Here is a 22,861-nt window from a genome sequence, read left to right on the forward strand (position 1 = left end):
CCTGTTGGTGTTCAGTGCAGATCAGCCAGCGAGCGGGCGTCGCGCAGTTGCCAGACGCGCTCGATCAATGCCTGGCCCTGGGCCGGGCTGCGCGCGCCGGAATACGCCAGCAGGCGCTGAAACTTGGCCTCAAGCTCCGGGCGCGACAGGGTGTTGCCGGGGTCGCCTTTAGGTTCGTCGATGGCGGCGCTGAAGCTGCGGCCGTCGGTGCAGGTAACGTCCACGCGGCCCAGCCACCTCTTGGGGTAGGCGGCGTCCACTTCGGCGTCCAGTTGCATCTCGACGTGCTCGCGAAACTTCGCGACCTGTGGGTCGGTGAGCGCCAGGTCACGGAAGTCGATGAGTTGCGCGCTGCCATGCACTGCAATCAGGCCGAGTACGGTACCCATTGAGAACTTGGCCTGGTGCACGGTGGCAGGTGTGGTGACGCGGCCAAGCACATCGATCGCACCCTGATGCACGCGGGTGACGACCCTGGCGATCTGTTCATGGCCAAGGCCTTCGCGCTGCATCAGCAGCAGCAAGGCATCGGCGGCGGGGTGGGTATGGCGACACGAAGCGTGGTACTTGAACGAGGTTTCCACCAGCGCCCAGCGCGTGCCCAGGCGGTCGCTCAGGCGCGCCGGGTCGGCATCGCTGGACATGCCGGCGGCCATGCCCTGTTCGCCTTCGAGGATATTGCGTGCACCGCTCAGGCCATCGGCGGTGAGGTAGGCGGCCAGCAAGCCGTCGGCGGCGGCCTTGGCGGTATGTAACTGCTTCGAATCGGCGGCGTCGCGCAGGAACTCCCATAGCCCGGCGGCCTGGGTGCCGGCGCTGCCGAGCAGGTTGATGAACTGCGCCTGGTTGAAGCCCAGCAGTTTACCCACCCCGACTGCTGCGGCCAGGGTGCCGACAGTGGCGGTGGTATGGAAGATGCGGTAATGCGAGCGACCGAGGAATTCACCGATGCGGATGCCGGCTTCATAGCCGGCGACTGCAGCCAGCAGCAGGTCCTGGCCAGACTTGCCAAGGTCCTGTGCCGCCGCCAGTACGGCAGAAAACACCACGGTCGCCGGGTGCAGCACCGAGCTGTTGTGCAGGTCGTCCTGCTCGACCAGGTGCGAGGCCGCGCCATTGACCAGGGCAGCGAAGTAGGGGGATGACGTGCGCCCGCTGGTCAATACTCGAGCATTGCCCTGCGCAGGCCCCATGCGTTCGGCATAGCGCTCGAACAGCGGGATCGGGTGCGCGCCTTGGCTGGCCAGGGCCGAGCCAAGCCAGTCCAGGAACAGGTCTTCAGTGCGGTCCAGCACGTGGCCGGGCAGGTGTGCGTAACGCAGGTCGGCGAGAAAGCCGGCCAGGGCGTGGGTATGTTGCATGCTCAGGCCCTCAGAAGCTGCGCGGCAGTTCGAGCAGGTGCTCGGCCACGTAGGACAGGATCAGGTTGGTGGAAATCGGCGCCACCTGGTACAGGCGGGTCTCGCGGAATTTGCGCTCAACGTCGTACTCGCAGGCGAAGCCAAACCCGCCATGGGTTTGCAGGCACGCATTGGCGGCTTCCCACGAGGCCTTCGCCGCCAGGTACTTGGCCATGTTGGCGCTGGCCCCGGCATTCTGCCCGCTGTCGTATTCGGCGCAGGCGCGCCAGCGCATCAGGTCGGCGGCTTCGATTTCGATGTGCGCTTCGGCGATGGGGAACTGCACGCCCTGGTTCTGCCCGATCGGCCGGCCGAACACCACGCGGTCACGGGCATAGGCGCTGGCTTTTTCGACGAACCAGCGGCCGTCACCGATGCACTCGGCGGCAATCAAGGTACGCTCTGCGTTGAGGCCGTCGAGGATGTACCTGAAGCCTTTGCCTTCTTCGCCGATCAGGCTGCTGGCCGGCAGTTCCAGGTTGTCGAAGAACAGCTCGTTGGTCTCGTGGTTGACCATGTTGGCGATCGGCTGCACGGTCAGGCCCTTGCCAATGGCGTCGCGCAGGTCGACCAGGAAGATCGACATGCCCTCGGACTTTTTCTTCACCTCAGGCAAAGGCGTGGTGCGGGCCAGCAGGATCATCAGGTCGGAATGCTGGACCCGCGAGATCCACACTTTTTGCCCGTTGATCACGTACTTGTCGCCCTGGCGCACCGCAGTGGTCTTGATCTTGGTGGTGTCGGTACCGGTGGTGGGCTCGGTCACACCCATCGACTGCAGGCGCAGCTCGCCACTGGCCAGCTTGGGCAGGTAGTGGCGCTTCTGTTCCTCGCTGCCATGGCGCAGCAAGGTGAACATGTTGTACATCTGCCCATGCACGGTGCCGGAGTTGCCACCGCAGGCATTCACTTCTTCGAGGATGACCGAGGCTTCAGCCAGGCCCAGGCCCGATCCGCCGTACTGCTCCGGAATCATCGCCGACAGCCACCCGGCATCGGTCATGGCTTTTACAAAGGCTTCAGGGAAGCCTTTTTCTTCATCGATTTTGCGCCAGTAGCTGGCGTCGAATTCGGCGCACAAGGCGCGCACGCCTTCGCGGATGGCATTGAGGTCATCACTGTCGTACGTATGCATGCGGGGTTCCCCTGTCCAGTTCTCAGTCGAAAAGCACGTCGGCGCTCTGCGCCACGCCGTCGGCATTGCCGGCCCACAGTTGCGCCTGGCCCGGTGCGCCGATGCGCCCGGCCACTTCGAATGGCGTGGGCACGGTCAGTGGGCGTACGCCGCGATAGGCGAATTGGCGCAGGCGCTTGCCAGGGTTGGCGCGCAGGAAGGCGCGCAGGGTGAGGGTGGCGATCAAGGGGCCGTGCACGACCAGGCCGGCGTAGCCTTCGGTGCCGGTGACATAGGGGTGGTCATAGTGGATGCGGTGGCCGTTGAAGGTGACGGCGGAGTAACGGAACAGCAGAGTCGGGGAGGGCGTGACGGCCTCGCTCCAGTCGCCTGGGGCGGTTGGCGCGGCGCTGCTCAGTTTGGGTGGGTTCGGTTCGCGGTAGACGATATCCTGCTCTTCACGTACGCACAGTTCGCCCTGCTGGGAGTACTCGTGGCGCACCGTGACGAACAGCAATGCGCCACTGCGCCCATGCTTTTCCTCGATATTTACGATGGTCGACAGGCGATGGGCCTCGGCGCCGACCTTGAGCGGGGAAATGAACTCGACACGGCCCCCGGCCCACATGCGGTTGCGGTTATCGGCGGGGGGCAGAAAGCCGCCGCGCGCCGGGTGACCATCGCTGCCCAGTAGCGTTTCGGCCACCGGTTCCTGGAAAAAGCACCACATCCATAGCGGCGGCAGGGGCTGCCCCACGGCGGGGGCGGCTTCGCCGAAGGTGGCGGCGATACGTTTGATCAGGTTGCGGCTCAGCTCATCGACGGCCTCTTCCGTGCGGCCGGTCCAGGCGCTGTAATCCGTGGGCGGGTGCGTAGCAGTCATAACCATTGGCCTCTGCATTTGTTGTTATGCAGCGATCATGCGAGGCACCTGGCATTCTGTGAATTTGCATTTATGTAAGGCAGCGTTCATGTATGCTGAACGCCTGCTCCATATTCGGATAGGCCCATGCATTTTGATCTGGCAGACCTGAGGCTGTTCATTCATATCGGCGAGTCACCGAGCCTGACCCAAGGCGCGCGGCGGGCATTCCTCTCACCGGCAGCCGCGAGTGCGCGCGTCAAGGCCCTGGAGGCGCAGCTCGACACGCGCCTGCTGTACCGCGACAGTCGCGGCGTCGAACTGACCCCGGCCGGGCAAAAACTGCTCATGCACGCACGGCTGATCATGCGCCAGGTGGACTACCTGAAAGCCGAATTCGCCCAGTTCGGCACCGATTCGGCCGGGCATATCCGCATCTTTGCCAACACCACCGCGGTCACCGAGTTCCTGCCCGAAGTGCTGGCGGGCTTTCTCGCCAAACGTCCCGGCGTGACCGTGGACCTGCAGGAGCGCCTGTCGCGGGATATCGTGCGCGGTGTACTCGATGGCAGCAGCGACATGGGCATCATTGCCGGCCCCGTGGAAGCCAGCGGTTTGCAGGTGCTGCACTTCAGTACCGACCGGCTGGTACTGATCGTGCCGGCAGGGCATGAGCTGGCTGCCAGCAGGCAGGTCACGCTCAAGCAGACGCTGGCGTTCCAGCATATCGGCCTGCACGACGGCAGCACTTTGCTCAGCTTCCTGCGCGACCATGTCGAACGCATGGGCCTGAATCTGTCGCTGCGTATCCAGCTGTCGAGCTTCGAGGCCATATGCCGGCTGGTGGAGGCGGGCGTGGGGATTGGCATCATCCCCGAGTCGGCGGCTGTCCGGCACAGCCAGACCATGAACCTGGTCACCATCGAGCTGGATGAAGCGTGGGCGGTGCGCGAGCGCAGCATTCTGGTGCGCGAGCTGGATGCGTTGCCAGGGACGGTGAGGGCGTTGATCGCCACCTTGATGCCTGAGGGGGCAGACAGCGCACTGCAACCGCCCCCGGCCCCCTAGAAGAAACTGCGCTGAGCCTTGAACGTCAGCATGCTCTCGCAATACGTGTTGATACCGGCATAGGCACCGCAGCCCCCGCCGTTGAGGTCGGAGTTGCTGTAGATCAGGTTCAGGTCGATGCCCAGCCAGGGGCGCGACAGCTCCAGCGACCAGTCGGAGAACGCATTCACCTGGCTGCCGTCGCCGATGGTGAAGGGCGTGCCCAGGCGGTGATGGGCGAGTTTGACCGTGAGGTCGATGTCGAACAGCGGCAACTGGCCAAAATCGGCGAACAGGGTGCCGGTGCGATTGTCCGGGTTGTCACGCCAGGCCCCGCCGATTCGGCTGCCCATGACCGAAATGCCGCCATACAACGCATAGCTGTCCGGCCCTGCGATGTTCGGCTGGCTGTAGTGGATCAGGCCTACTTCGTAACCCAGTGTGCTGTCGAAGTGGTGCTTGTAGCCCAGGTAGCTGTCTAGGCGCAGTGTGGAATCAGGCGTCACGCCCATGCTCGGCGCGTACTGGCCCACGTACCAACCGCTTGGGTGGCTGAGGTCCAGGCCACCGTGAAAGGCGCCGCTGGCGCTGGGCGAGATCAGCCCCTGGGCCATGCTGCGTGAAGGCGTGGTGCCAAGTTTGAAGTCGAAATCGCCCAGTTGGCGTTGGATCTGCTGCGCTTGCAGCACCGGGCTGAACAGCAGGGCCGCACTGAGCAACAGAAGGGGCCTGGTCATGGTCACCGTCCTGGAAGGCTTGCGCTTGAGCGGCACAGGATACCCGTGTTGGCTGGCGGGGAAAACAGCGTGGTCTGCTTCAAACGGGTGGTGATGTCGATCAGGGGCCGCACGTGAGCGTATGGCCTGGCTTTCAATTCAACCTTTTATCGCCCCGGCCGGCTCAGCCACCTCGGTCACCACCTGTTCGCTGGCGGCGCGCAGGATCACGCGTTTGCGCAGCTCGTACTCATCCAGGGAGAGTGCCTGGCGCTGGATGGCTTCGAGCTGAAGCTGGCGGGTTTCTTCTGCGGTGTAGGGGCGCAGTTCGGGGTGGGTGGCGCAACCGCTGAGCACGGCAATGGCAGTGGCGGACAGGGTGGCGAACAGCAGGCGGGCCGTGGTGTTCATCGGCAAGCTCCAGGATTCGGGAGATGGGTGTGTGACGAATCGATGGAGCAAGATTATTGAGCCGACGCGATCATTAGAAATTGCCATTCTCGATAGTGACTATCGATAGCACCGTGTGATGACGGCAGCCTTTGCTAACCTTAAGTTCCACGCGGTATGGGCCAGAGGGATACTGTGATGCGCATGCCATTGTTATGTGCCGTGGCGCTGCTTTGCCTGGGTGGTGAACCAGGCCTGGTCCAGGCGCAAGAGCCTGCCCCGGCCGCCGAGGCGGCACCTGCCAAGCAGGCGGTGTTCAACCCCGAGCAACTGGACCAGATGCTCGCGCCGATTGCGCTGTATCCCGACGCGCTGCTGGCACAGGTACTGATGGCCGCCACCTATCCCGGTGAAGTGGCCGAAGCAGTGACGTGGTCCAAGGCCAATCCCAAGGCTCAGGGTGATGAGGCTGTCAAACAAGTGGCGACGCAGGCCTGGGACCCGAGTGTCCAGGCATTGGTGGCGTTCCCGCAGGTGCTGGTGGTTCTCGGGCAGGACCCGGTGTGGGTGCAGCGCCTTGGGGATGCGTTTCTGGCCCAGCCTGATGACGTGATGGGTGCCGTGCAGCGTCTGCGCCAGCAGGCCAAGGCCGCAGGCAACCTGCAGAGCAACCAGTACCAGAACGTCACGGTGCAGGCTGCCCCGGCAGCCGCGCCCAGCTCGCAAGCGGCGCCGGCCAGCAGTTCGTCCTCCAGCACCATCATCATCCAGCCGGCCGACCCGCAGGTGGTGTATGTGCCCACCTACAACCCGACCACCGCTTACGGAACCTGGGCCTACCCCGCATCACCGCCGGTGTATTACCCGCCATCGCCGCTGTACTACGCCGGCAGCGCGCTGTTGGCCGGGCTGGCGTTCGGTACTGGCGTTGCGATCGTCAACTCGCTGTGGGGCGATTGCGACTGGGGGCGCAACGACATCGATATCGACGTCAATCGTTACAACAACATCAACGTCAACAACCGCATCGCCAACAACCAGAACACCTGGCAGCACAACGCCGTGCACCGCGATGGGGTGCCGTACCGTGACAACCGCAGCCGCCAGCAATTCGGCCGCCAGCTCGACGGTGCCAGCCAGCGTGCGGCTTACCGTGGCGACGATGCCCAGCGTGCACAGGCACGCGATCGCGCCCGTGCTTCGATGGACCGGGCGGGTATCGAACGCCCGGCCACCAGCAATCGTGAAGCCCGTGACCGGGCTCGCGAAGCCCAGGCCAGCAGGCCCCGTGCTGCGGAGTACCGGCAGGCAAACGGCCAGGCACGCCAGGCGCTGCACAACAAACCGGGCAATAGCGCTGGGAGGGCGAAGAACAATGCGTTCGACGGCGTGCGATCCCCCTCACGCTCTGCGGCGCAGGCCAACCGTGGCCGCACCAGCCAGGCGCTCGCCAAGCGGCCGAGTGCATCGCGTGCGGCGGGCCATACCATCTCCCGGCCCAGTGCGGCCATGCACCGTGGTGGAGGGGGGCGTCGATGAACATGAGCCAAAGCAAGTCGTCGCTGGGCCTGTGGCTGTTTGCCCTTGGCGCCGCCTGGTCATGCCTGGCCACTGCGCAGCAGGCATTCCCCACGCCAGAGAAGGCCGCCGCAGCCTTCGTCGAGGCGCTGGGGGTGGAGCAGGCAGACCAGGCGCGCCTGACGCAATTGCTCGGTGACGACTGGCGCACCTACATCCCCCGCGAAGGTGTGCAGCGCAGCGACGTTGATGCGTTCGTGCAGCAGTACCACCAGCAACATCAGATCCAGATGCACGGTGACCGGCAGGCCATTCTGGCGGTGGGCAGCGAGCAGTGGACCTTGCCCATTCCGCTCACTCGAACTGCCAGCGGCTGGCGCTTTGACCTCAAGGCCGGCAGTGCCGAGATTCGTGCCCGGCGCATTGGCCGCGACGAATTGGCCGCTGTGCAGTCGCTGCTTGCCTATCACGATGCGCAGATGGACTACGCCACGCAGGACCATAACGGTGATGGCGCACTGGAGTACGCCCGGCAGGTTTTCAGCACACCCGGCAAGCGCGACGGCTTGTACTGGGCGGACGAAACGGGCGGGCAGGTCAGCCCGCTGGGCCCGCTGTTCGGCCAGAATGCACCCGGTGATGACTGGTACGGCTACCACTTCCGCATCCTCGAGGCTCAAGGCCCTTCGGCACCGGGTGGTGCGTACAGTTACCTGATCGGCAAGCATATGAGCCGTGGCTTCGCCATGGTCGCCTGGCCGGCCAGGTACAACGACACCGGGGTGATGAGCTTCATGGTCAGCCATGACGGCCAGGTGTTCGAGAAGGACCTGGGGCCCCAGGGCGAAGCGTTGGCCCAAGGCATGAAACGTTTCGATCCGGATGACAGTTGGCAGGTAGTCGAAGCGGACCACGATCAATAAACGTTCTACCCCGGCGCTTGATTGGCCAGCCAGTCTCGCCCATTGGCTGCCAAGAGGGGGCTCGCATTGGCCGTCACTGGGGCGTGGAACCGCCCACCAGCAATTGCTGGACCAACCATTGCCCAGCGGGGCCCAAGGCTCGTCGGTGCGACCAGACAACATCCATCGCGACTCTGCGTGGGTAGCCGGCCACGGGCAATTCCACCAGGCCACTGCCGAAGCGCGCCACCAGCGCCCTGGGCAGTTCCGCCCAGCCATAGCCGCGCACCGCGAACTCCAGCAGGGTCAGGTAGTCCGGCGCCGACCAGGCCTGGCCGCGCCCGTGGTGCAGGCTTGGCGCGTAGGTCCTGATGTATAGCTGACGCTCGTTTTCCAGGTGCTGTGGCTGCACGCCAGGCTGTTTTGCCAAGGCGTGGCCTGTGCTGACGTAAACGGCGAATTGCGCATGTTCCGGCAGGCGTGCCACGGCGATGTCGGCCGGGTAGCGCTGCTGCGCTGCAAGGATGCCGATCTGCGCCATGCCCTGCTGGATCAGGTCGATAACGTCGGCGTCTTCCGAAGGCCCGCAGCGCAGTTCGGTGTGCGGATAGCTGGCAGCGAAGCCACCTATCACCGCGCCTTGAAAGGTCACGCTGTAACTGTCGGACATCACCACCGACACCAGCGGCTCTACCTGTTCGGTCAGCCTCACCGCCAGCGCATCGAGCCGGGCGCTGGCATCGAGGATCGCCTCGACGTGGGTCAAGACCTGGCGGCCGGCCTCATTCAGGGTGGGGTGGCGGCCTGCACGGTCGAACAGTTCGCAACCTATGTCAGCCTCGAAGTTGGCGATTGCGATGCTGATGGTCGACTGGCTCTTGCGCAGTTTGCGCGCTGCGGCGGAAAACGAGCCAAGGGCAGCGGCTTCTACAAAGGCAACGAGGGCTTCAGGTGAGTAGCGCACAGGTATTGATAAAACCGATAGGAGATATGTCGCGAGTATCAGTTCCATCAAAGAAAATGTGAAGCACAAGTTCACTACTGGATGGAAAATGCCGTGAAAAAAGTCTCTTTTACCGAGCGCCTGGTCCATGCCATCGGCTATGAAGTGTTTGCCGTGCTGCTGTGCGCGCCGCTTTTGTCCTGGGTGATGGACAAGTCGTTGGCAACGGCCGGTGGCCTTGCGGTCACCCTGTCGCTGATCGCGATGGTGTGGAACATGCTCTACAACGCGCTGGTCGACCGTTGGGTGCGTACCGCACGCATTCACTGGAAGGCCGCGGCACGCTTTGCCCACGGCCTGGGTTTCGAGTTGGGGCTGGTGGTGTGGTGCCTGCCGGTGGCGGCCTGGATGCTGGATATCTCGCTTTGGCAGGCGCTCATGGTTGAGCTGGGCTTCTTCGTGATCATTTTGCCCTACACCGTGCTGTACAACTGGGCATTCGACCAGGTTCGGCACTGGATAACGCAGCGCTGGGCCGCCGCCTGAGCAGACAAACGAGCAAGACGCATCAGCCTGTGAGAGGATGTTCGCCAACCCAGCCATAAGGCCAGACAGGACCCCGAACACAAGCCTGATGAAGACGCCAAAACGAATCGAACCGCTGATTGAAGACGGACTGGTCGACGAAGTACTGCGACCCTTGATGAGCGGCAAGGAAGCAGCCGTCTACGTGGTGCGTTGCGGCGCCCAGGTACGGTGCGCCAAGGTCTATAAAGAGGCCAACAAACGCAGTTTCCGCCAGGCCGCCGAGTACCAGGAAGGCCGCAAGGTACGCAACAGCCGCCAGGCCCGGGCGATGGCCAAGGGCAGCAAGTACGGCCGCAAGGAAGCCGAGGACGCCTGGCAGAACGCTGAAGTGGCGGCGTTGTTCCGCCTGGCCAATGCTGGTGTGCGGGTGCCCAAACCCTATGATTTCCAGGATGGCGTACTGCTGATGGAGCTGGTGACCGACGCCGATGGCGATGCGGCCCCGCGCCTTAACGACGTTCACCTGGAGGCTGATGATGCGCGTGAGTACCACGCCTTCGTCATTCGCCAGATCGTGCTGATGCTGTGTGCCGGCCTGGTGCATGGCGACCTGTCCGAATTCAATGTGCTGCTGGGCCCCGATGGCCCGGTTATCATCGACCTGCCGCAGGCGGTGGATGCCGCCGGCAACAACCATGCCTTCAGCATGCTGCAGCGTGACGTGGCGAACATGGCCCACTATTTCGGGCGCTTTGCACCGGAGTTGAAGGACACACGCTTCGCCCAGGAAATGTGGGCGCTGTACGAGGCAGGTGAACTGCGTGCGGACAGCCCGTTAACAGGCGAATTCGAGGATGATGAGCATCTCGCGGACGTGGGCGGAGTGATGCGCGAAATCGACGCTGCCCGCCTGGATGATGTCCGCCGCCGAGCTGCGCGGACAGAAGCCGAGCATGGGCCGGTCAAGGGCGAAGAACCGCCGCCGCCCTGGCTGCAGTAATCTCGCATAGGTGCTGGCCCTATCGCCGGCTTGCCGGCGATAGGGCCAGCCAAGTGGTGATGAAGATGCTGATCGCAGGGGCTCAGTGTGACAGCAGTACGGGCATTTGAAGCGCTTGCAGAACCCCATGGGTAGCGCCACCCAGGATGAATTCTTTCAAGCGCGAATGACCAAAGCCGCCCATGACCAACAGATCGGCGCCGGCGGTGAGTGCTTCTTGCTGCAGGCACTCAGCGATCGCGCGCCCGGCCAGCTTCACGCTCAGCGGCCGAGCGTTCAGGCCTCTGTGCTGTAAAGCGTGTGCCATGTCCTGCGCAATGGCGCCGTGCTCGAGTGGTTTTTCCCCCTGCACGGTCAGAACCGTGATCAGCATGTCTGAGCTAATCAGATTCGACGCGTCAGCCAGCGCTCGCGCCACGACGCGGCTGCCGTCCCAGGCCAACGCCATGTGCCTGACAGGCTGGATGGGCAAAGAGGGAACGAGTACGCATGGTCTGCCAGCGCCGAAAATCACCGACTCTGCCAGCTCCTGAATGACTGGCTTGTCGACTGCCCATGGCAGGATGGCCAGGTCGAAATACCTTGACGCCTCTGCAGCCGCGGTACCCGTCAGGCCGGGCACCACTTCTCTGGTGGAGAATTCCACACTGCTCTGGCCGTGTTCAAGGCCGCTCACCATGGCCTGCAGCGCTTTGCACTGGCTTCTACTGTTGCTTTCGGTTGTACGAATCATCTCGGGGATATTCAGGAGTGTGCTGCCAACTGATGGCGAAAGGTAGGGGATCCTTACCGAAAAGGTCATGACATGCAGGTCGTACCCCAGCGCGATGGCCAGCTGTACACCGGCTGCCACAGCGTCCTCGGGGAGCACATCCGGATAGGTGATCAATGGCATGTAAGCCAGATGAAAATTCGACATGTCCGACACCTTCAGCTGTTGCGAGGCGATGCGCGGTAAGCCAGGCGTCTAAGGCACGCCGGCGACTGGCAGTTCAGTGAGGCGAGGGCTGCCCGGGTAACCCAGTTCCAGGGCCATCAGCGCAGGCATGTCCAGAATCTCCACCAGCCGGCCATGCAGGTTGACGATACCCAGGGCGCGCAAGTGGGCGACCGAGCGGCAGATGGTTTCCAGGCGCAGCCCCAGGTAGGACGCCATGTCCTCGCGCGACATGCGCAGCATGAAGCCATGGGAGGAATAGCCACGGCTGACAAACCGTCGGGACAAACTCAGCAGAAAACTGGCCAGCCGCTGCTCGGCAGAAAGGTTGCACAGCATCAGCACGCGCTCATGCTCGCGGATGATTTCCCTGCTCATCAGGCGGTTCAGGCTCTGCTGCAGCGTAGGGAAATCACGCGCCAGGGCCTGCAGCCGATGGTAAGGGACGGGGCAGACTTCGCTGTCTTCCAGGGCAATGGCATCACAGACATGGTGCTCGGTGGCAATGGCATCTAGGCCCAGCACGTCGCCCGGCATCCAGAAGTTGATGATCACACCCTGGCCTTCGGCATTGTTCAGGTTGGTCTTGAAACTGCCTGAATGCACCGCATACAAGGCACTCAAGGGTACATTGGCATTGAACAGCGCAGCTCCCTTCCTGATGCGGATGCGCGGGCCTATCAATGTATCCAGGCTAGTGCTGTCGCGTAGGGGCAAACCCGTGGGCAAGCACAAGCCGTTGACCCGGCACTCGTTGCAACGGGATGCCAGTGGTTTCAAATGAATGGGCGGCGGCGTGCGCACCTGCACAGGCTGGCTGAGCAGCTGAGCGTCGATCAGGCCCGACATTTCAGGCCTCCTTCGCAGGTCTGAGAGCGACGGTGGCGATCTTGTTCAGTGAATGAGGCGCATTGAGGCGGGCAGTCAGCACGCCCAAAAACTGTTCGGCTTCTTTGGGTGTTTTGAAACTCACCCGCCACTCGTCCATGTGGACCCACCAGCGGCTGTCATTCGCGCTTTTCTCGACGTAAACGTTCATCGGAACCTCCAGTGCCTGCATGCGCAAGCAATAGCTATTGATTCGAGGTGCAATGGCGTCCATGTCGGCAGCGAGGCTAGGTACAGCGTGCGCCCAAAAAACCGATAAGTCTTGATCCGTGTCAATTACCCGGTAAGCGCTAACAGCCGCTGGTCGGCTCGCTTGCACTGTTGACAAACATCAAACCGGGCAGCCCCCGGCGGCAGATCATTGAGGTACTCATCGACCCCGCAGAGGTGTGCCATGACCAACCCGCAAAGACTTCTTCTCATCGCATCGCCCCTGATGCGCCGCACACCGGTTTATGACCGTGCAGCGGCGCTGGCCAAAGCCAAGGGCATGCCACTGCACATCGTCGCCTTTGACTACCTTGAGGGCCTGGCCACCGCCGGCCTGGTCAACGAACAGGCCTTGGCGGTCATGCGCGAGGGCTATGTGCAGCAGCATCGTGAATGGCTGGAAACCCAGGCATTGTCGATGCGCCGCAATGGCGTGACGGTGACCACCGAGGTGTTGTGGGTTCAGCACCCGCTGGACGAGATTGAGGTGCATCTGCGTGAGCAGCCGTTCGCCATGCTGATCAAGGGGCTCGAGCATGAACCGTGGTGGATGCGAGCCATGTTCACCTCGCTCGACGTGCAGTTGCTGCGTGACACCCGAATTCCGCTGCACCTGGTACACAACGCCAGCAATGCCCTGCCGCGCCGCATACTTGCAGCGGTTGACCTTTCGCGCCCGGAGGATCAGTTCGAAGGCTTCAACGACCATATCATCAGCGAAGCGCTCAAGCTGGCCTTGCAATGCAATGCCCAGATCGAACTGCTGTATGCCTACGATATGGGCTCGATGTACCTGGACGCCGAAGGCAGCCGGGAACATTCGTTCCTGTTCGATTCGAACCTGTCACGGACACTGCACGAGGCTCAGGCCGATGCCTTCCAGGAACTGGCCGAACGCAACGGCATTCCCTTCGAGCACCGCCACATGCGGGTGGGGGACCCGACCAAGGTGCTGGCGCTTTTCATGGACAACAACGACATCGACGTGCTGGTGATGGGGAGCTACCACCATCACGGCATCGGTTGGTTCATCGGCAGTACGGCCGAGCGGATCCTGCATCGGCTCAGCACCAGTGTGCTGGTGTTATCACCCGAGCATTCGCAAGGTTAGACGTGCAAGGCCCGCAAGGGCCTTGTTTCAGGCGCGCAGATCAAGCTCGTGGAGGATTTCGCTGACATCGCCGCCCAGGTAGCGCGAGGTGAAGCCCAGCGCCTTGGTCAGCCGGTGCATGGCGTAGTTGTTCGAGAGGTCCCTGGACACCATGCACTGGTAACCATTGCGCCGTGCCGCTTCGATCAGGTGCTGCAGCAACAGCTTGCCCAGCCCCTTGCGCTGCCATTGCTCGCCGACAGCGACGGCACATTCGCAATTGTGGCTACCCGGGATCGCGGCATAGCGGCTTACGCCAAGCTGATGCAGCTGGCCATTGTCATGGGCCAGCGCGACGTAGGCCATGCGCTGGTGAGCGTCGACCGGCATCAACTGCGCGTCCAGGGCGGGCAAGCCACCGCTGAGTCCGGCGAGAAAACGAAAGCGCCTGGCCTCATGGCTGATCGTGCTCACAAAGCGACTGTCGCGTTCGTGATCATCATCGCGCAGCGGGCGAATCAGCACGGCTGTGCCGTCAGCAAGGGTGTCTACCCAGTGCTCGCTGGTGTCTTCGGGTTCCAGCAACTGCTTGTTCATAGGGCCTCCAGAGGGCTTGATCAACGTGGGCTTTACCGGTTGTACCGTGAGACGGCGTTCTGGTTCTGACATTGATCAAGTCGGTGCGCCAGTGGTGACTTTCTGATCTGCATCAAACGCGCAAGGGCAGGGGGTTCGAAGATCGATGCTACTTGCCATCGCCGCGTGCGGCCGGAGGTTTGCCATGGGTCAGTATCGACAACTGCTGGTGCTGCTTACCGACATCGACCCGCACTCGGCGGCTTTACGCCGGGCGCTTGCCCTGGCGCATGTCAGCGGCGCAGCGGTGCATATCGTTGGGCTGTTCGAGCCGTACGAGGCGCATTCGTTACGCCAGGAGCGGCTGAACGAAGCCGAGCTGCAGCGCCAGTACGGGCTCTATCGCAAGCAGCTTGAGGCGCTGGTCGAACGTCACCGGTCGAGTAATACCTGTCTGACGCTCGATACCGTCAAGGCAGAAGACCTGCGCGACCAGGCCGCCGATTACATCCGCGAGCTCAAGCCCGATATGGTCATCAAGGACACCGAAACGACACCGGCACTGGCCCGGTTTTTCGGCACGCCGCTGGACTGTGCGCTGATGCGCGCGTACCAAGGCTCGATGCATTTCGTACCCCGGGCAGCCGCGTCCTTGCCAAAACGCATACTGGTAGCCGTGGACACCGCCCTGCGCGATGACCCCGATGCCCAGATGCTATTCAACCGCGCCCTCATCCGCGCAGCCGATGCCCTGGCGCTGCAATGCGATGCGCAGCTGCACCTGCTCTCGGCCTATGACCTGGTGGGTGTGTTTGCCCCTGACATGGTGGTTGCGCAGACCTGGGTCGAGGAGATGCGTGATGCCTTGCAGGTGCCCTTCGATGCATTGGCCGATGCCGAAGGTGTGCCCCCCGATTGCCGGCATTTCATGGAAGGCGGGGCAGTGCAGGTGATTCGGGACCAGGTGGCGGCCCTGGATATCGACGTGGTGGTCATGGGGGTGGTGCAGCCCAGGGGGTTGAGCAAGCTGCTGGGTGATACCACCGAACGTATTGTCAGCGATCCACCGTGTAGCGTGCTGGCCGTTCACCCCTGTGTGATCGATACCTGGGAGCCGATGCCATGCAACTGACCTTTTTCGGCGGGACGGGTACGGTGACGGGCAGCAAGTTCTTGCTGACGCATGACTCGACACGGGTGCTGATCGACTGCGGGCTTTTCCAGGGTTACAAGCAACTGCGCTTGCGCAACTGGGAGCCACTGCCGGCGGCACTGCGTACGGTCGATGCGGTAGTGCTCACGCATGCCCACCTGGACCACAGCGGCTACCTGCCGGTGTTGGTGCGCGAGGGCTTCAGCGGGCCCGTGTATGCCACCCCGGCGACCTGTGCCTTGGCTGAAATCCTGTTGCTCGACAGCGCCCGATTGCAGGAAGAGCAGGCCGAACATGCCAATCGGCATGGCTATTCCAAACATTCGCCGGCCCGCCCCTTGTACACCGAACACGATGCCAAACGCGCACTGCAGCTGTTCAGGCCCGTCGCATTGCACCATCGCACCCAGATCGCGCCCGGTGTCGAACTGTTGCTGCGTACGGCCGGGCACATTCTGGGCGCGGCGACCGTGCAACTGACGTTGGACGGCCAGACAGTGGTTTTCTCGGGCGACCTGGGCCGGCCCAATGATCCCGTCATGCGTGCGCCCGAACTGATCGGTGCGGCCGATGTGCTGCTGGTGGAGTCGACCTATGGTGACCGGTTGCACCCTGCACAGCCCCCGGAGCGTTACCTGGCCGATGTGATCAACCAGACCCTGCTGCGTCATGGCATCACCCTGGTGCCGTCGTTCGCGGTCGGCCGAGCGCAATTGCTGATGTATTACCTGTACATGCTCAAACGCGACGGGCTGATACCGGACATTCCGGTGTATCTCAACAGCCCCATGGCAACCGATGCCACCACCCTGTACCAGCAGTTCAGAAGCGAGCATCGCCTCACGGCGCTGGAGTGTGCCCAGATGTGCAAAGGCACGCAAATCATCCGCACGGTCGATGAATCCAGGCACCTGGATCAGCTGCGCGAACCTGCGGTGATCATTGCCGCCAGCGGCATGGCCACGGGAGGGCGGGTGTTGCACCACCTCAAGGCGCTGGCCCCCAATCCGCACAACAGCATTCTGTTCTCCGGCTTTCAGGCAGGCGGTACCCGGGGCGCCGATATCGTTGCCGGGGCGCGCAGCGTGCGCCTGCATGGCGAAGACGTGCCGATTCGGGCGCAAGTCTTTGCCATGGACAATCTGTCGGCGCATGCCGATGCGGACGAAATCATGGAGTGGTTGCGCGGTTTTACCCGGCCACCGCGGCAAACCTACGTCATTCATGGCGAACCGCATGCTGCGGACACCTTGCGTCGACGGATAAGCCTTGAGCTCGGCTGGCAGGTGTGCGTGCCCGAGCACCTGGAAACGGTTGCCATAGACCCTGTGCGCTGACACGGCGCTGGAGGCTTGCATGAACATGCAAACAAGGGCAAAGCTCAGCGCCTGGGCAAAACGACCCAGGGGCAGCCTTGGATGGATCGCAGCCATCGCCACACTGGTGGTTGCCGCCTCGATCTATCAGGTGTTGGGCCCGGCCTGGCAACTGCCCATGCGCGCCCCGGCCATTGTGCTGGCGCTGCTGGCGCTCAGTGCGGCGGTCGGGTTGGCCGTGCACCGCAGTTTCAAGAGTACGGTGGGCAAGACCATTTTTTCCGGGCAGGGGAGAGGTTGGCAGGCGAGGCTCGCCATTGTCCGGGACGTAGCCAGAGAGTCGAACATTTTGCTGGGCATGCTGCTACTGCTGGCAGTGTTGGGCTTAGGCTCACTGATACTCGCCAGCCGCTCCGTGCAAGGCATCGTCAGCGGATGCGAGACCAACCTGCAGGCCCAGGTTGATCTGCCAGAGGACCAGGCGCTCGCCGCGTTGGTCGCCCAACCGGTCTGCCAGTGCCTGGCGCAAACGTTTCTGGAACGCAATGGCGTCATCCGCCTGGCGCTGTTCAATACGCCGTTGCTTGAAGTCAGTGCCTTCAAGGGTGTGACCGAGGCCGATGAGCGGCGGTGCCTGGAGCAACTGGACCTGCTGCCGGAGGCTACCGCCGTGGCACCGCCTCAGGCCAGCGAAAGCCGGTGAATCAGCTGGCTTGGGTCATCCGGGTCTCTGGCAGTGGTGAACCCTGCCGCCTGCGCCAGATCGCGCATCGCCACATTGGCCGCAGCGTCGATGGAATACATCTGCCGCAGGCCCTTGGCGCGTGCGTGGTCGATCAGGTGCCGGAGCAGCAATGTGCCCAGACCGTGACGCTGCCAGCTATCGAGCACGGTGACGGCGCATTCGCATTCTTGGTTGTCCGCACCGGTGGCGTAGCGGGAGATACCGACTTCCTGCAGTTCACCGTCGACATGCGCGAGGGCCACGTAGGCCATGTGCTGGTCCTGATCAACCACCATCAGTTGATCCAGCATGGCTTCGCCAGGCTCCTTGAGCTGGGACAGAAAACGGAAGTGGCGCGATTGAGGGGACAGGCGTTCGATGAAGTTCTTCTCGCGCTGACGGTCCTTGGGCTGCAAGGGCCTGATCAGCACATGGGTGCCATTGTCGAGCGCTTCGATCCAGTGTTCGCCGGTCGTGGCAGGAAATGCCGGTGCTGCTTGTGGGCGGGGTGTTTCGGCGGGTGCCATGGCAAGCCTCCTTACATTCAGGGGTGTACAAAGGAGGTTCAGTTTCAGCGCCTCGCCTTCTGCGCGCTTGATAGTTGTCAATTGCCGCGCCTTCAGGCCCACGCCTCGCTACTTGGCCTTCCAGTACTTCTGCATTTCCAGAAACAGAAAGGAGGCCGTCCAGGTGATCATCACCAGGCCCGTGAGTGCCTGCAGGCCTGTGAGGTATTTGAGGTCGCCGCTGGGCGAAATATCGCCGAAACCGATGGTGGTATAGGTGGTGAATGAGAAGTACACGCAGTCCATGAACGTGCCGTCGAAGTTGCCGCTCAGCGTGCCCCAGCCTTCGGCACTGGCCATCAGATAATAGACCAGGGCAAAGCACCAGACTTCCAGCGCGTGGGCCGCCAATGCGCCGAACACACCGATGACGATGCGAAACCGGCTCCAGAGCTTGAGCCGCGGCAGCCAGTCGTTCAGGCGCAGCAGGCATTCGTAATGAATCACCACCACCAGCACCACGACCAGCGCGTTGATCAGCGTGACGGTAAGCATCGACGGCTCCCTTGTGGCCCTGACAGAAGTTTGGCCGGTAATGGCCTTCGTGTCGGTTTTACACCTGAACATCAGTTGATGATTGATAAAGATCACTGCGTGGGCCCTGTAGGAGCCGGCTTGCCGGCGATGGCTGCGTAGCAGCCCAACAACGCAGGTCGAATCCGTCACTTCAGATTACCTTCAGATTGACCACTGATACTCACCCCATCAAGCCCAAACGGGGGGAGTTTCATGACCCAGTCTCAGTGGAGCAGCCTGCTCCCATTGCCTATCGGCAGCCACGTCGACCATCACGCCCACTTGTCGCTTCATTTGCACAAGGACCCAGGGCGCGATGAGCTTGAGCACTTCATCCACCAATGTTTTGCCAGCGTGCATCACGCTGATGTGCACCATTACCTGCCAGAACTGCTGGCGCTGCAGGACAGCCAGGGTCGGCTGGTGGCTGCCGCAGGCATGCGCCCGGCCAGCAGCGGGCCGCTGTTTCTGGAGCACTATCTGGACGAGCCGCTGGAAGCTGCAGTATCACGCGTGGCGGGCTGCACCCTTGAGCGCGCGTGCATGGTCGAAGTCGGCAACCTGGCTTCGCTCAGTGCCGGTAGCGCGCGAATCATGATCATAGCGGTGACCTGGTTGCTGGCCACACGCGGCTTGCGGTGGGTGGCGTTCACCGGCGCGACGACATTGATCAACAGCTTTCAGCGCCTGGGGTTGGTGCCATCGGTGCTGGCGTCGGCCGACCCGGCCCGGCTGAATGGGCAGGTGGACCAATGGGGTACCTACTACGCCCAGCACCCACAAGTCTTTGCCGGCAATATTGGTCATGGCTTCGATGCCTTGAGCAAGGCCGGGGTGTTCCAGCGCCTGGGGTTGCCAACGGCCCTTGAGGAGACTGGTCATGCCGCATGAGCTGGAGCGCTTTCATCAACTGCTGGTCACGTTTGCACGTGATCACGGTGACGCGATCGCCATACAAGATGAGACACAGCGCTTCACTTACAGGCAATTACTGGCAGAGGTGCAGTTGCGCACCCACAACTTGCGTAGCCGCTCGCCAGGCACGCTGGTACTGGCCCTGGATAATGGCCCGCAGTTGCTGTTCTGGGATCTGGCGGCGCTTTTTGCCCAGCGTCCCTGCGTGATCGTGCCCTCGTTCTTCAGTGCCGCTCAATTCAGCCATTGCATCGAGCAGAGCGGTGCCAGCCATGTGCTGTGCGACCCGCAATGGCGCGGTACGCTGGCCGAGCTGGGGTTCGCCCAGCAGGACGGGTTCTGGGTTCGCCAGGCACAACCCGCTGCGGCGCTGCCTGCCGGTACCGCCAAGATCACCTACACCTCCGGCAGCACGGGCAAGCCCAAGGGCGTGTGCCTGTCGTCCGAAGCCCTGCTGCGTGTAGCCCGGGAACTGGAGGTGGCCAGCCGGCCCAGTGAACCTCAGCGTTACCTGGCGGTGCTGCCGCTTGGTGTGCTGCTGGAAAACCTCGGTGTCTACGCCGCCTTGATGGCCGGGGCGAGTGTGCTGCTGTACCCCCAGGCGCTTCTGGGCATGGGCGGTGCGAGCCAGGTCGATTTCAAGCGCTTGCTGGGGGCGATCGCCCTGAGCGGCGCGCAGAGCCTGATTCTGGTGCCGCAGTTGTTGATGGGGCTGATCGCTGCCATCGAGCGCGGGCTGATGCGCGTGGGGGCGCTGCGGTTCGTTGCCGTCGGCGGTGCCCGGGTGGCGCCCAGCCTGTTGGCCCGCGCCGAAGCGATCGGCCTGCCGGTGTTCGAAGGCTATGGCTTGTCCGAGTGCGCATCGGTGGTGGCCTTGAACCGGCCTGGCGCAACCCGCCGGGGCAGTGTCGGCAAGCCGCTGCCCCATGTGCAGGTGCGTATCGCCGAAGACGGGGAGGTGCTGGTGGCGGGCTCGGTGTTGCTCGGCTACCTGGAGGAACCACCCGTCTGCGATAGCTGGTGGGCTACAGGCGACCTCGGCCATTTCGACGAGCAGGGCTACCTGTACCTCGATGGCCGCAAGAAACACCAGTTCATCACCAGCTTCGGGCGCAACGTCAACCCGGAATGGGTGGAGGCTGAACTGACCCAGAGCGGTGTGATCGCCCAGGCGTTCGTGCATGGCGAGGCCCTGCCAAAGAACCTGGCATTGCTCTGGCCGCTGGACCCAGCTACCCCCGACACACTCATCGACCAGGCCGTGCAGCAGTGCAATGCCTCGCTGCCCGACTACGCCCGGGTCCATGCCTGGCGTCGCCTGCCGCGCCCACTGTCCAGTACCGACGACACACTGACCGCCAATGGCCGCCCGCGACGCGAGGCCATCCTGCGGCGTTACCACTCCCAGTTATCCGATATCCCGTTGTGAGGTCCGCCATGTCCTTTTTTGACACGCTGCAACTGCAAACCACCCAGGAGCGTCAGGCCCTGTTCGCCGTGCCGGTCATACGCGATGCGTTGGCGGGGCACGTCAGCCTCGACAGCTATGTGGCCTTCCTGACCCAGGCCTACCACCATGTGCGCCATACCGTGCCGCTGATGATGGCGTGCGGCGCGCGCCTGCCTTCGCGCCTGGAATGGCTGCGCGGCGCCGTGTGCGAATACATCGAGGAGGAGTACGGCCACGAGCAGTGGATCCTCGATGACATCAAGGCCTGCGGTGGCGACTGGCAAGCGGTGCGTGACGGTCGGCCGGCACTGCCGATCGAGCTGATGGTCGCCTACCTTTATGACGTGATCGCCCGGGGCAACCCGGTCGGGCTGTTTGGCATGGTCAACGTGCTCGAAGGCACCAGCATTGCCCTGGCCACCCAAGCCGCCGGCACGATCCAGAGCACTTTGGCGCTGCCGGACCGGGCCTTCAGCTACCTCAGCTCCCATGGCGCGCTGGACCAGGACCACATGGTCACCTACAAGCGGCTGATGGACCGCCTTGATGATGCTGATGACCAGCGGGCTGTGATTCATGCGGCCAAAGTGGTTTACCGCCTGTATACCGACATGTTCCAGGGGCTGCCGCGTGCGGGCCTGCAAGAGGTGCGTCATGCGCTTGCCTGAGTGTGTGGTGATACTCACCGGCGCCAGCGGCGGCATCGGCCTGGAGCTGGCCGAACAGTTGTGCGCAGCCGGTGCCCGGGTACTGGCGGTGAGCCGGCAGATGGGCAAACTCGCCGGCCTGATGAACCGTTACCAGGGCAGGCTGCTTTGGCAGTCGGCCGACCTGCGCAGCCATGAGGGGCGTGAGCAGGTGCTTGCCCGTGCCCGGGAGATGGGTGGGGTCAATGTCCTGATCAATGCCGCGGGCGTGAACCGCTTTGCCCTGCTCGAGCAGATTGACGAGCAGGCGCTGGACGAGCTGCTGGACATCAACCTCAAAGCCGCTGTGCAACTGACGCGTGTATGCCTGCCGCTGCTGCGCGCGCAACCCCGGGCGCTGGTGGTCAACGTCGGCTCCACCTACGGCTCGATCGGTTACCCCGGTTATGCCACCTACTGCGCCAGCAAGTTTGCCCTGCGCGGTTTTTCTGAGGCGCTGCGCCGCGAGCTGGCCGATACCTCGGTGAATGTCATGTACGCCGCACCCCGGGCAACCCGCACCGCGATGAACAGCACCGCCGCCACGGCGCTCAACCAGGCGCTGAAGGTCGGCATGGACGACCCGGCGGATGTGGCCCGCGCCGTGCTCAAGGCCGTGCAATCAGAACGCAGCGAGCTTTACCTGGGCTGGCCGGAAAAGCTCTTCGTGCGCATCAACGGCATGTTGCCCGGCGTGGTCGACCGTGCGCTGCGCAAGCAACTACCGGTGATCCATCGTTATATCGCGAGCCATTCCAAGGAGTCGATCAAATGAAACGTCTGTTCATCGCAGGCCTGCTGGCGTTCGCACCGCTCACCTGGGCGCTGGACCAGGCGGGTAGCCAACAATTGGCCAACCTGCAGCAGCGCTGGGCGCAGATTCAGTACCAGACGCCTGAAGGCAAGCGCGCCGATGCGTTCGAGAAACTGGCAGCCGACGCCTCCATACTCGTTCATCAGCACCCGGGCTCGGCCGAACCTTTGATCTGGGAGGGCATCATCAACAGCAGTTGGGCGGGTGCCACTGGCGGGCTGGGGGCGCTGGGCAAGGTCAAGTCGGCCAAGGCCAGCCTGGAAGAGGCGATCAAACTCGACCCCAGTGCCCTGCAGGGCTCGGCGTATACCAGCCTGGGTACCTTGTATGACCAAGTGCCTGGCTGGCCTATCGGTTTTGGTGACAGCGAAAAGGCCGACACCTTGTTGCGCAAGGCGCTGCAAATCAACCCCAATGGTATCGACAGCAATTACTTCTGGGCCGATCATCTGTTCCGCCAAAAACGCTACGCACAGGCCACTGCAGCCCTGGAAAAAGCCCGCCAGGCTCCACCACGCCCGGGGCGCGAGCTGGCCGACCAGGGCCGGCGTGGCGATATCGATGCTTTACTCAAGGCCATCAAGGACAAACAGGACTGAA

General features: G+C 63.1%; 26 protein-coding genes. 14 read left to right on the top strand and 12 right to left on the bottom strand.

Translation table 11 applies throughout. The annotated features are described in order from the left end of the window. Positions 1–11 precede the first annotated feature (11 nt). Genes ACEWE8_RS17795 through ACEWE8_RS17805 form a run of 3 tightly spaced genes read right to left on the bottom strand, consistent with a single transcriptional unit; the run spans position 12 to position 3,397 of the window. Positions 12–1,361, bottom strand: coding sequence for an MmgE/PrpD family protein (locus ACEWE8_RS17795; RefSeq protein ID WP_046785811.1), 1,350 nt, complete (start codon positions 1,359–1,361; stop codon positions 12–14). Between the two features lie 10 nt (positions 1,362–1,371). Beyond that, positions 1,372–2,535 carry an acyl-CoA dehydrogenase family protein gene (locus ACEWE8_RS17800; protein ID WP_046785812.1) on the bottom strand — a complete coding sequence of 388 codons (1,164 nt, stop codon included), beginning with the start codon at positions 2,533–2,535 and terminating at the stop codon, positions 1,372–1,374. Positions 2,536–2,557: 22 nt separating this feature from the next. Then, the gene (locus tag ACEWE8_RS17805; protein ID WP_046785813.1) at positions 2,558–3,397 is read right to left on the bottom strand and encodes a MaoC family dehydratase N-terminal domain-containing protein; all 840 of its coding nucleotides are present in this window, start codon (positions 3,395–3,397) and stop codon (positions 2,558–2,560) included. A 126-nt stretch (positions 3,398–3,523) separates the two neighbouring features. Between ACEWE8_RS17805 and ACEWE8_RS17810 the strand changes: the two genes are divergently transcribed. Continuing rightward, positions 3,524–4,444, top strand: a complete 921-nt coding sequence (locus ACEWE8_RS17810; RefSeq protein ID WP_115274526.1) for a LysR family transcriptional regulator — start codon at positions 3,524–3,526, stop codon at positions 4,442–4,444. Here ACEWE8_RS17810 and ACEWE8_RS17815 read toward each other — a convergent pair. Further along, on the bottom strand, positions 4,441–5,160 hold the full coding sequence (locus ACEWE8_RS17815; RefSeq protein WP_012314890.1) for a TorF family putative porin: 720 nt from the start codon (positions 5,158–5,160) through the stop codon (positions 4,441–4,443). The genes ACEWE8_RS17810 and ACEWE8_RS17815 overlap by 4 nt on opposite strands. Positions 5,161–5,298: 138 nt before the next feature. Then, positions 5,299–5,550, bottom strand: a complete 252-nt coding sequence (locus ACEWE8_RS17820) for a hypothetical protein (protein WP_237858703.1) — start codon at positions 5,548–5,550, stop codon at positions 5,299–5,301. Positions 5,551–5,727: 177 nt separating this feature from the next. Here ACEWE8_RS17820 and ACEWE8_RS17825 point away from each other — a divergent pair, with 177 nt between their 5' ends. Both ACEWE8_RS17825 and ACEWE8_RS17830 read left to right on the top strand, forming a co-directional pair. Continuing rightward, positions 5,728–7,068: a DUF3300 domain-containing protein gene (locus ACEWE8_RS17825; RefSeq protein ID WP_046785817.1), complete on the top strand. Its 1,341-nt coding sequence runs from the start codon at positions 5,728–5,730 to the stop codon at positions 7,066–7,068. Beyond that, positions 7,065–7,970: a DUF2950 domain-containing protein gene (locus tag ACEWE8_RS17830; RefSeq protein ID WP_080952098.1), complete on the top strand. Its 906-nt coding sequence runs from the start codon at positions 7,065–7,067 to the stop codon at positions 7,968–7,970. Before ACEWE8_RS17825 ends, ACEWE8_RS17830 begins: the two co-directional genes overlap by 4 nt. A gap of 73 nt (positions 7,971–8,043) precedes the next feature. Here the strand turns inward: ACEWE8_RS17830 and ACEWE8_RS17835 are convergent, their stop codons facing one another. Further along, on the bottom strand, positions 8,044–8,913 hold the full coding sequence (locus ACEWE8_RS17835; RefSeq protein WP_046785818.1) for a LysR family transcriptional regulator: 870 nt from the start codon (positions 8,911–8,913) through the stop codon (positions 8,044–8,046). A 93-nt stretch (positions 8,914–9,006) separates the two neighbouring features. Between ACEWE8_RS17835 and ACEWE8_RS17840 the strand changes: the two genes are divergently transcribed. Beyond that, a complete protein-coding gene (locus tag ACEWE8_RS17840; protein WP_046786378.1) occupies positions 9,007–9,438 on the top strand; it encodes a multidrug/biocide efflux PACE transporter in 432 nt (143 codons plus the stop codon). A gap of 88 nt (positions 9,439–9,526) precedes the next feature. Continuing rightward, positions 9,527–10,420, top strand: a complete 894-nt coding sequence (locus ACEWE8_RS17845) for a PA4780 family RIO1-like protein kinase (protein ID WP_046785819.1) — start codon at positions 9,527–9,529, stop codon at positions 10,418–10,420. An 82-nt stretch (positions 10,421–10,502) separates the two neighbouring features. On the opposite strand, the gene ACEWE8_RS17850 is transcribed toward ACEWE8_RS17845, so the two are convergent. The 3 genes from ACEWE8_RS17850 to ACEWE8_RS17860 are packed head-to-tail and all read right to left on the bottom strand — an operon-like array spanning position 10,503 to position 12,396. Continuing rightward, complete coding sequence (locus tag ACEWE8_RS17850; protein WP_395589339.1) at positions 10,503–11,339, bottom strand: universal stress protein; 837 nt, start codon at positions 11,337–11,339, stop codon at positions 10,503–10,505. Positions 11,340–11,387: 48 nt separating this feature from the next. Continuing rightward, entirely contained in the window at positions 11,388–12,206 is an 819-nt protein-coding gene (locus ACEWE8_RS17855; RefSeq protein WP_046785821.1) for a helix-turn-helix domain-containing protein, read from the bottom strand. 1 nt (position 12,207) lies between these two features. Beyond that, the gene (locus tag ACEWE8_RS17860; protein WP_046785822.1) at positions 12,208–12,396 is read right to left on the bottom strand and encodes a hypothetical protein; all 189 of its coding nucleotides are present in this window, start codon (positions 12,394–12,396) and stop codon (positions 12,208–12,210) included. Positions 12,397–12,639: 243 nt separating this feature from the next. Between ACEWE8_RS17860 and ACEWE8_RS17865 the strand changes: the two genes are divergently transcribed. After that, positions 12,640–13,566, top strand: coding sequence for a universal stress protein (locus ACEWE8_RS17865; RefSeq protein ID WP_046785823.1), 927 nt, complete (start codon positions 12,640–12,642; stop codon positions 13,564–13,566). A 27-nt stretch (positions 13,567–13,593) separates the two neighbouring features. Here ACEWE8_RS17865 and ACEWE8_RS17870 read toward each other — a convergent pair whose 3' ends face one another. Next, positions 13,594–14,142 carry a GNAT family N-acetyltransferase gene (locus tag ACEWE8_RS17870; protein WP_046785824.1) on the bottom strand — a complete coding sequence of 183 codons (549 nt, stop codon included), beginning with the start codon at positions 14,140–14,142 and terminating at the stop codon, positions 13,594–13,596. A 184-nt stretch (positions 14,143–14,326) separates the two neighbouring features. Here ACEWE8_RS17870 and ACEWE8_RS17875 point away from each other — a divergent pair, with 184 nt between their 5' ends. From ACEWE8_RS17875 to ACEWE8_RS17885, 3 genes are read left to right on the top strand one after another with little or no spacing between them, the layout of a single operon-like run. Further along, complete coding sequence (locus ACEWE8_RS17875; protein WP_046785825.1) at positions 14,327–15,253, top strand: universal stress protein; 927 nt, start codon at positions 14,327–14,329, stop codon at positions 15,251–15,253. Then, positions 15,244–16,611 (top strand): MBL fold metallo-hydrolase RNA specificity domain-containing protein, encoded by a 1,368-nt coding sequence (locus ACEWE8_RS17880; protein ID WP_046785826.1) that lies wholly within the window; start codon positions 15,244–15,246, stop codon positions 16,609–16,611. Before ACEWE8_RS17875 ends, ACEWE8_RS17880 begins: the two co-directional genes overlap by 10 nt. Before the next feature lie 19 nt (positions 16,612–16,630). Beyond that, entirely contained in the window at positions 16,631–17,293 is a 663-nt protein-coding gene (locus ACEWE8_RS17885; protein WP_080952099.1) for a hypothetical protein, read from the top strand. Here ACEWE8_RS17885 and ACEWE8_RS17890 read toward each other — a convergent pair. Together ACEWE8_RS17890 and ACEWE8_RS17895 are read right to left on the bottom strand one after the other, a co-directional pair. Then, positions 17,272–17,841 (bottom strand): GNAT family N-acetyltransferase, encoded by a 570-nt coding sequence (locus ACEWE8_RS17890; RefSeq protein WP_046785827.1) that lies wholly within the window; start codon positions 17,839–17,841, stop codon positions 17,272–17,274. The two genes, ACEWE8_RS17885 and ACEWE8_RS17890, sit on opposite strands and share 22 nt — an antisense overlap. A 108-nt stretch (positions 17,842–17,949) precedes the next feature. Then, positions 17,950–18,375, bottom strand: a complete 426-nt coding sequence (locus tag ACEWE8_RS17895) for a potassium channel family protein (RefSeq protein ID WP_046785828.1) — start codon at positions 18,373–18,375, stop codon at positions 17,950–17,952. Positions 18,376–18,609: 234 nt separating this feature from the next. Between ACEWE8_RS17895 and ACEWE8_RS17900 the strand changes: the two genes are divergently transcribed. From ACEWE8_RS17900 to ACEWE8_RS17920, 5 genes are read left to right on the top strand one after another with little or no spacing between them, the layout of a single operon-like run. Beyond that, a complete protein-coding gene (locus tag ACEWE8_RS17900) occupies positions 18,610–19,287 on the top strand; it encodes a thermostable hemolysin (protein WP_046785829.1) in 678 nt (225 codons plus the stop codon). Continuing rightward, the gene (locus tag ACEWE8_RS17905; RefSeq protein WP_046785830.1) at positions 19,277–20,740 is read left to right on the top strand and encodes an AMP-binding protein; all 1,464 of its coding nucleotides are present in this window, start codon (positions 19,277–19,279) and stop codon (positions 20,738–20,740) included. The genes ACEWE8_RS17900 and ACEWE8_RS17905 overlap by 11 nt, the downstream gene beginning before the upstream one ends. Positions 20,741–20,748: 8 nt before the next feature. Beyond that, on the top strand, positions 20,749–21,429 hold the full coding sequence (locus tag ACEWE8_RS17910) for a TenA family transcriptional regulator (protein WP_046785831.1): 681 nt from the start codon (positions 20,749–20,751) through the stop codon (positions 21,427–21,429). Further along, positions 21,416–22,222, top strand: coding sequence for an SDR family oxidoreductase (locus ACEWE8_RS17915; RefSeq protein WP_046785832.1), 807 nt, complete (start codon positions 21,416–21,418; stop codon positions 22,220–22,222). Before ACEWE8_RS17910 ends, ACEWE8_RS17915 begins: the two co-directional genes overlap by 14 nt. Beyond that, entirely contained in the window at positions 22,219–22,860 is a 642-nt protein-coding gene (locus ACEWE8_RS17920; protein ID WP_046785833.1) for a hypothetical protein, read from the top strand. The genes ACEWE8_RS17915 and ACEWE8_RS17920 overlap by 4 nt, the downstream gene beginning before the upstream one ends. Position 22,861: the final 1 nt, after the last annotated feature.

The organism is Pseudomonas sp. TR47 (genome assembly GCF_044143025.1).
Classification (GTDB): Bacteria; Pseudomonadota; Gammaproteobacteria; order Pseudomonadales; family Pseudomonadaceae; genus Aquipseudomonas; species Aquipseudomonas putida_E.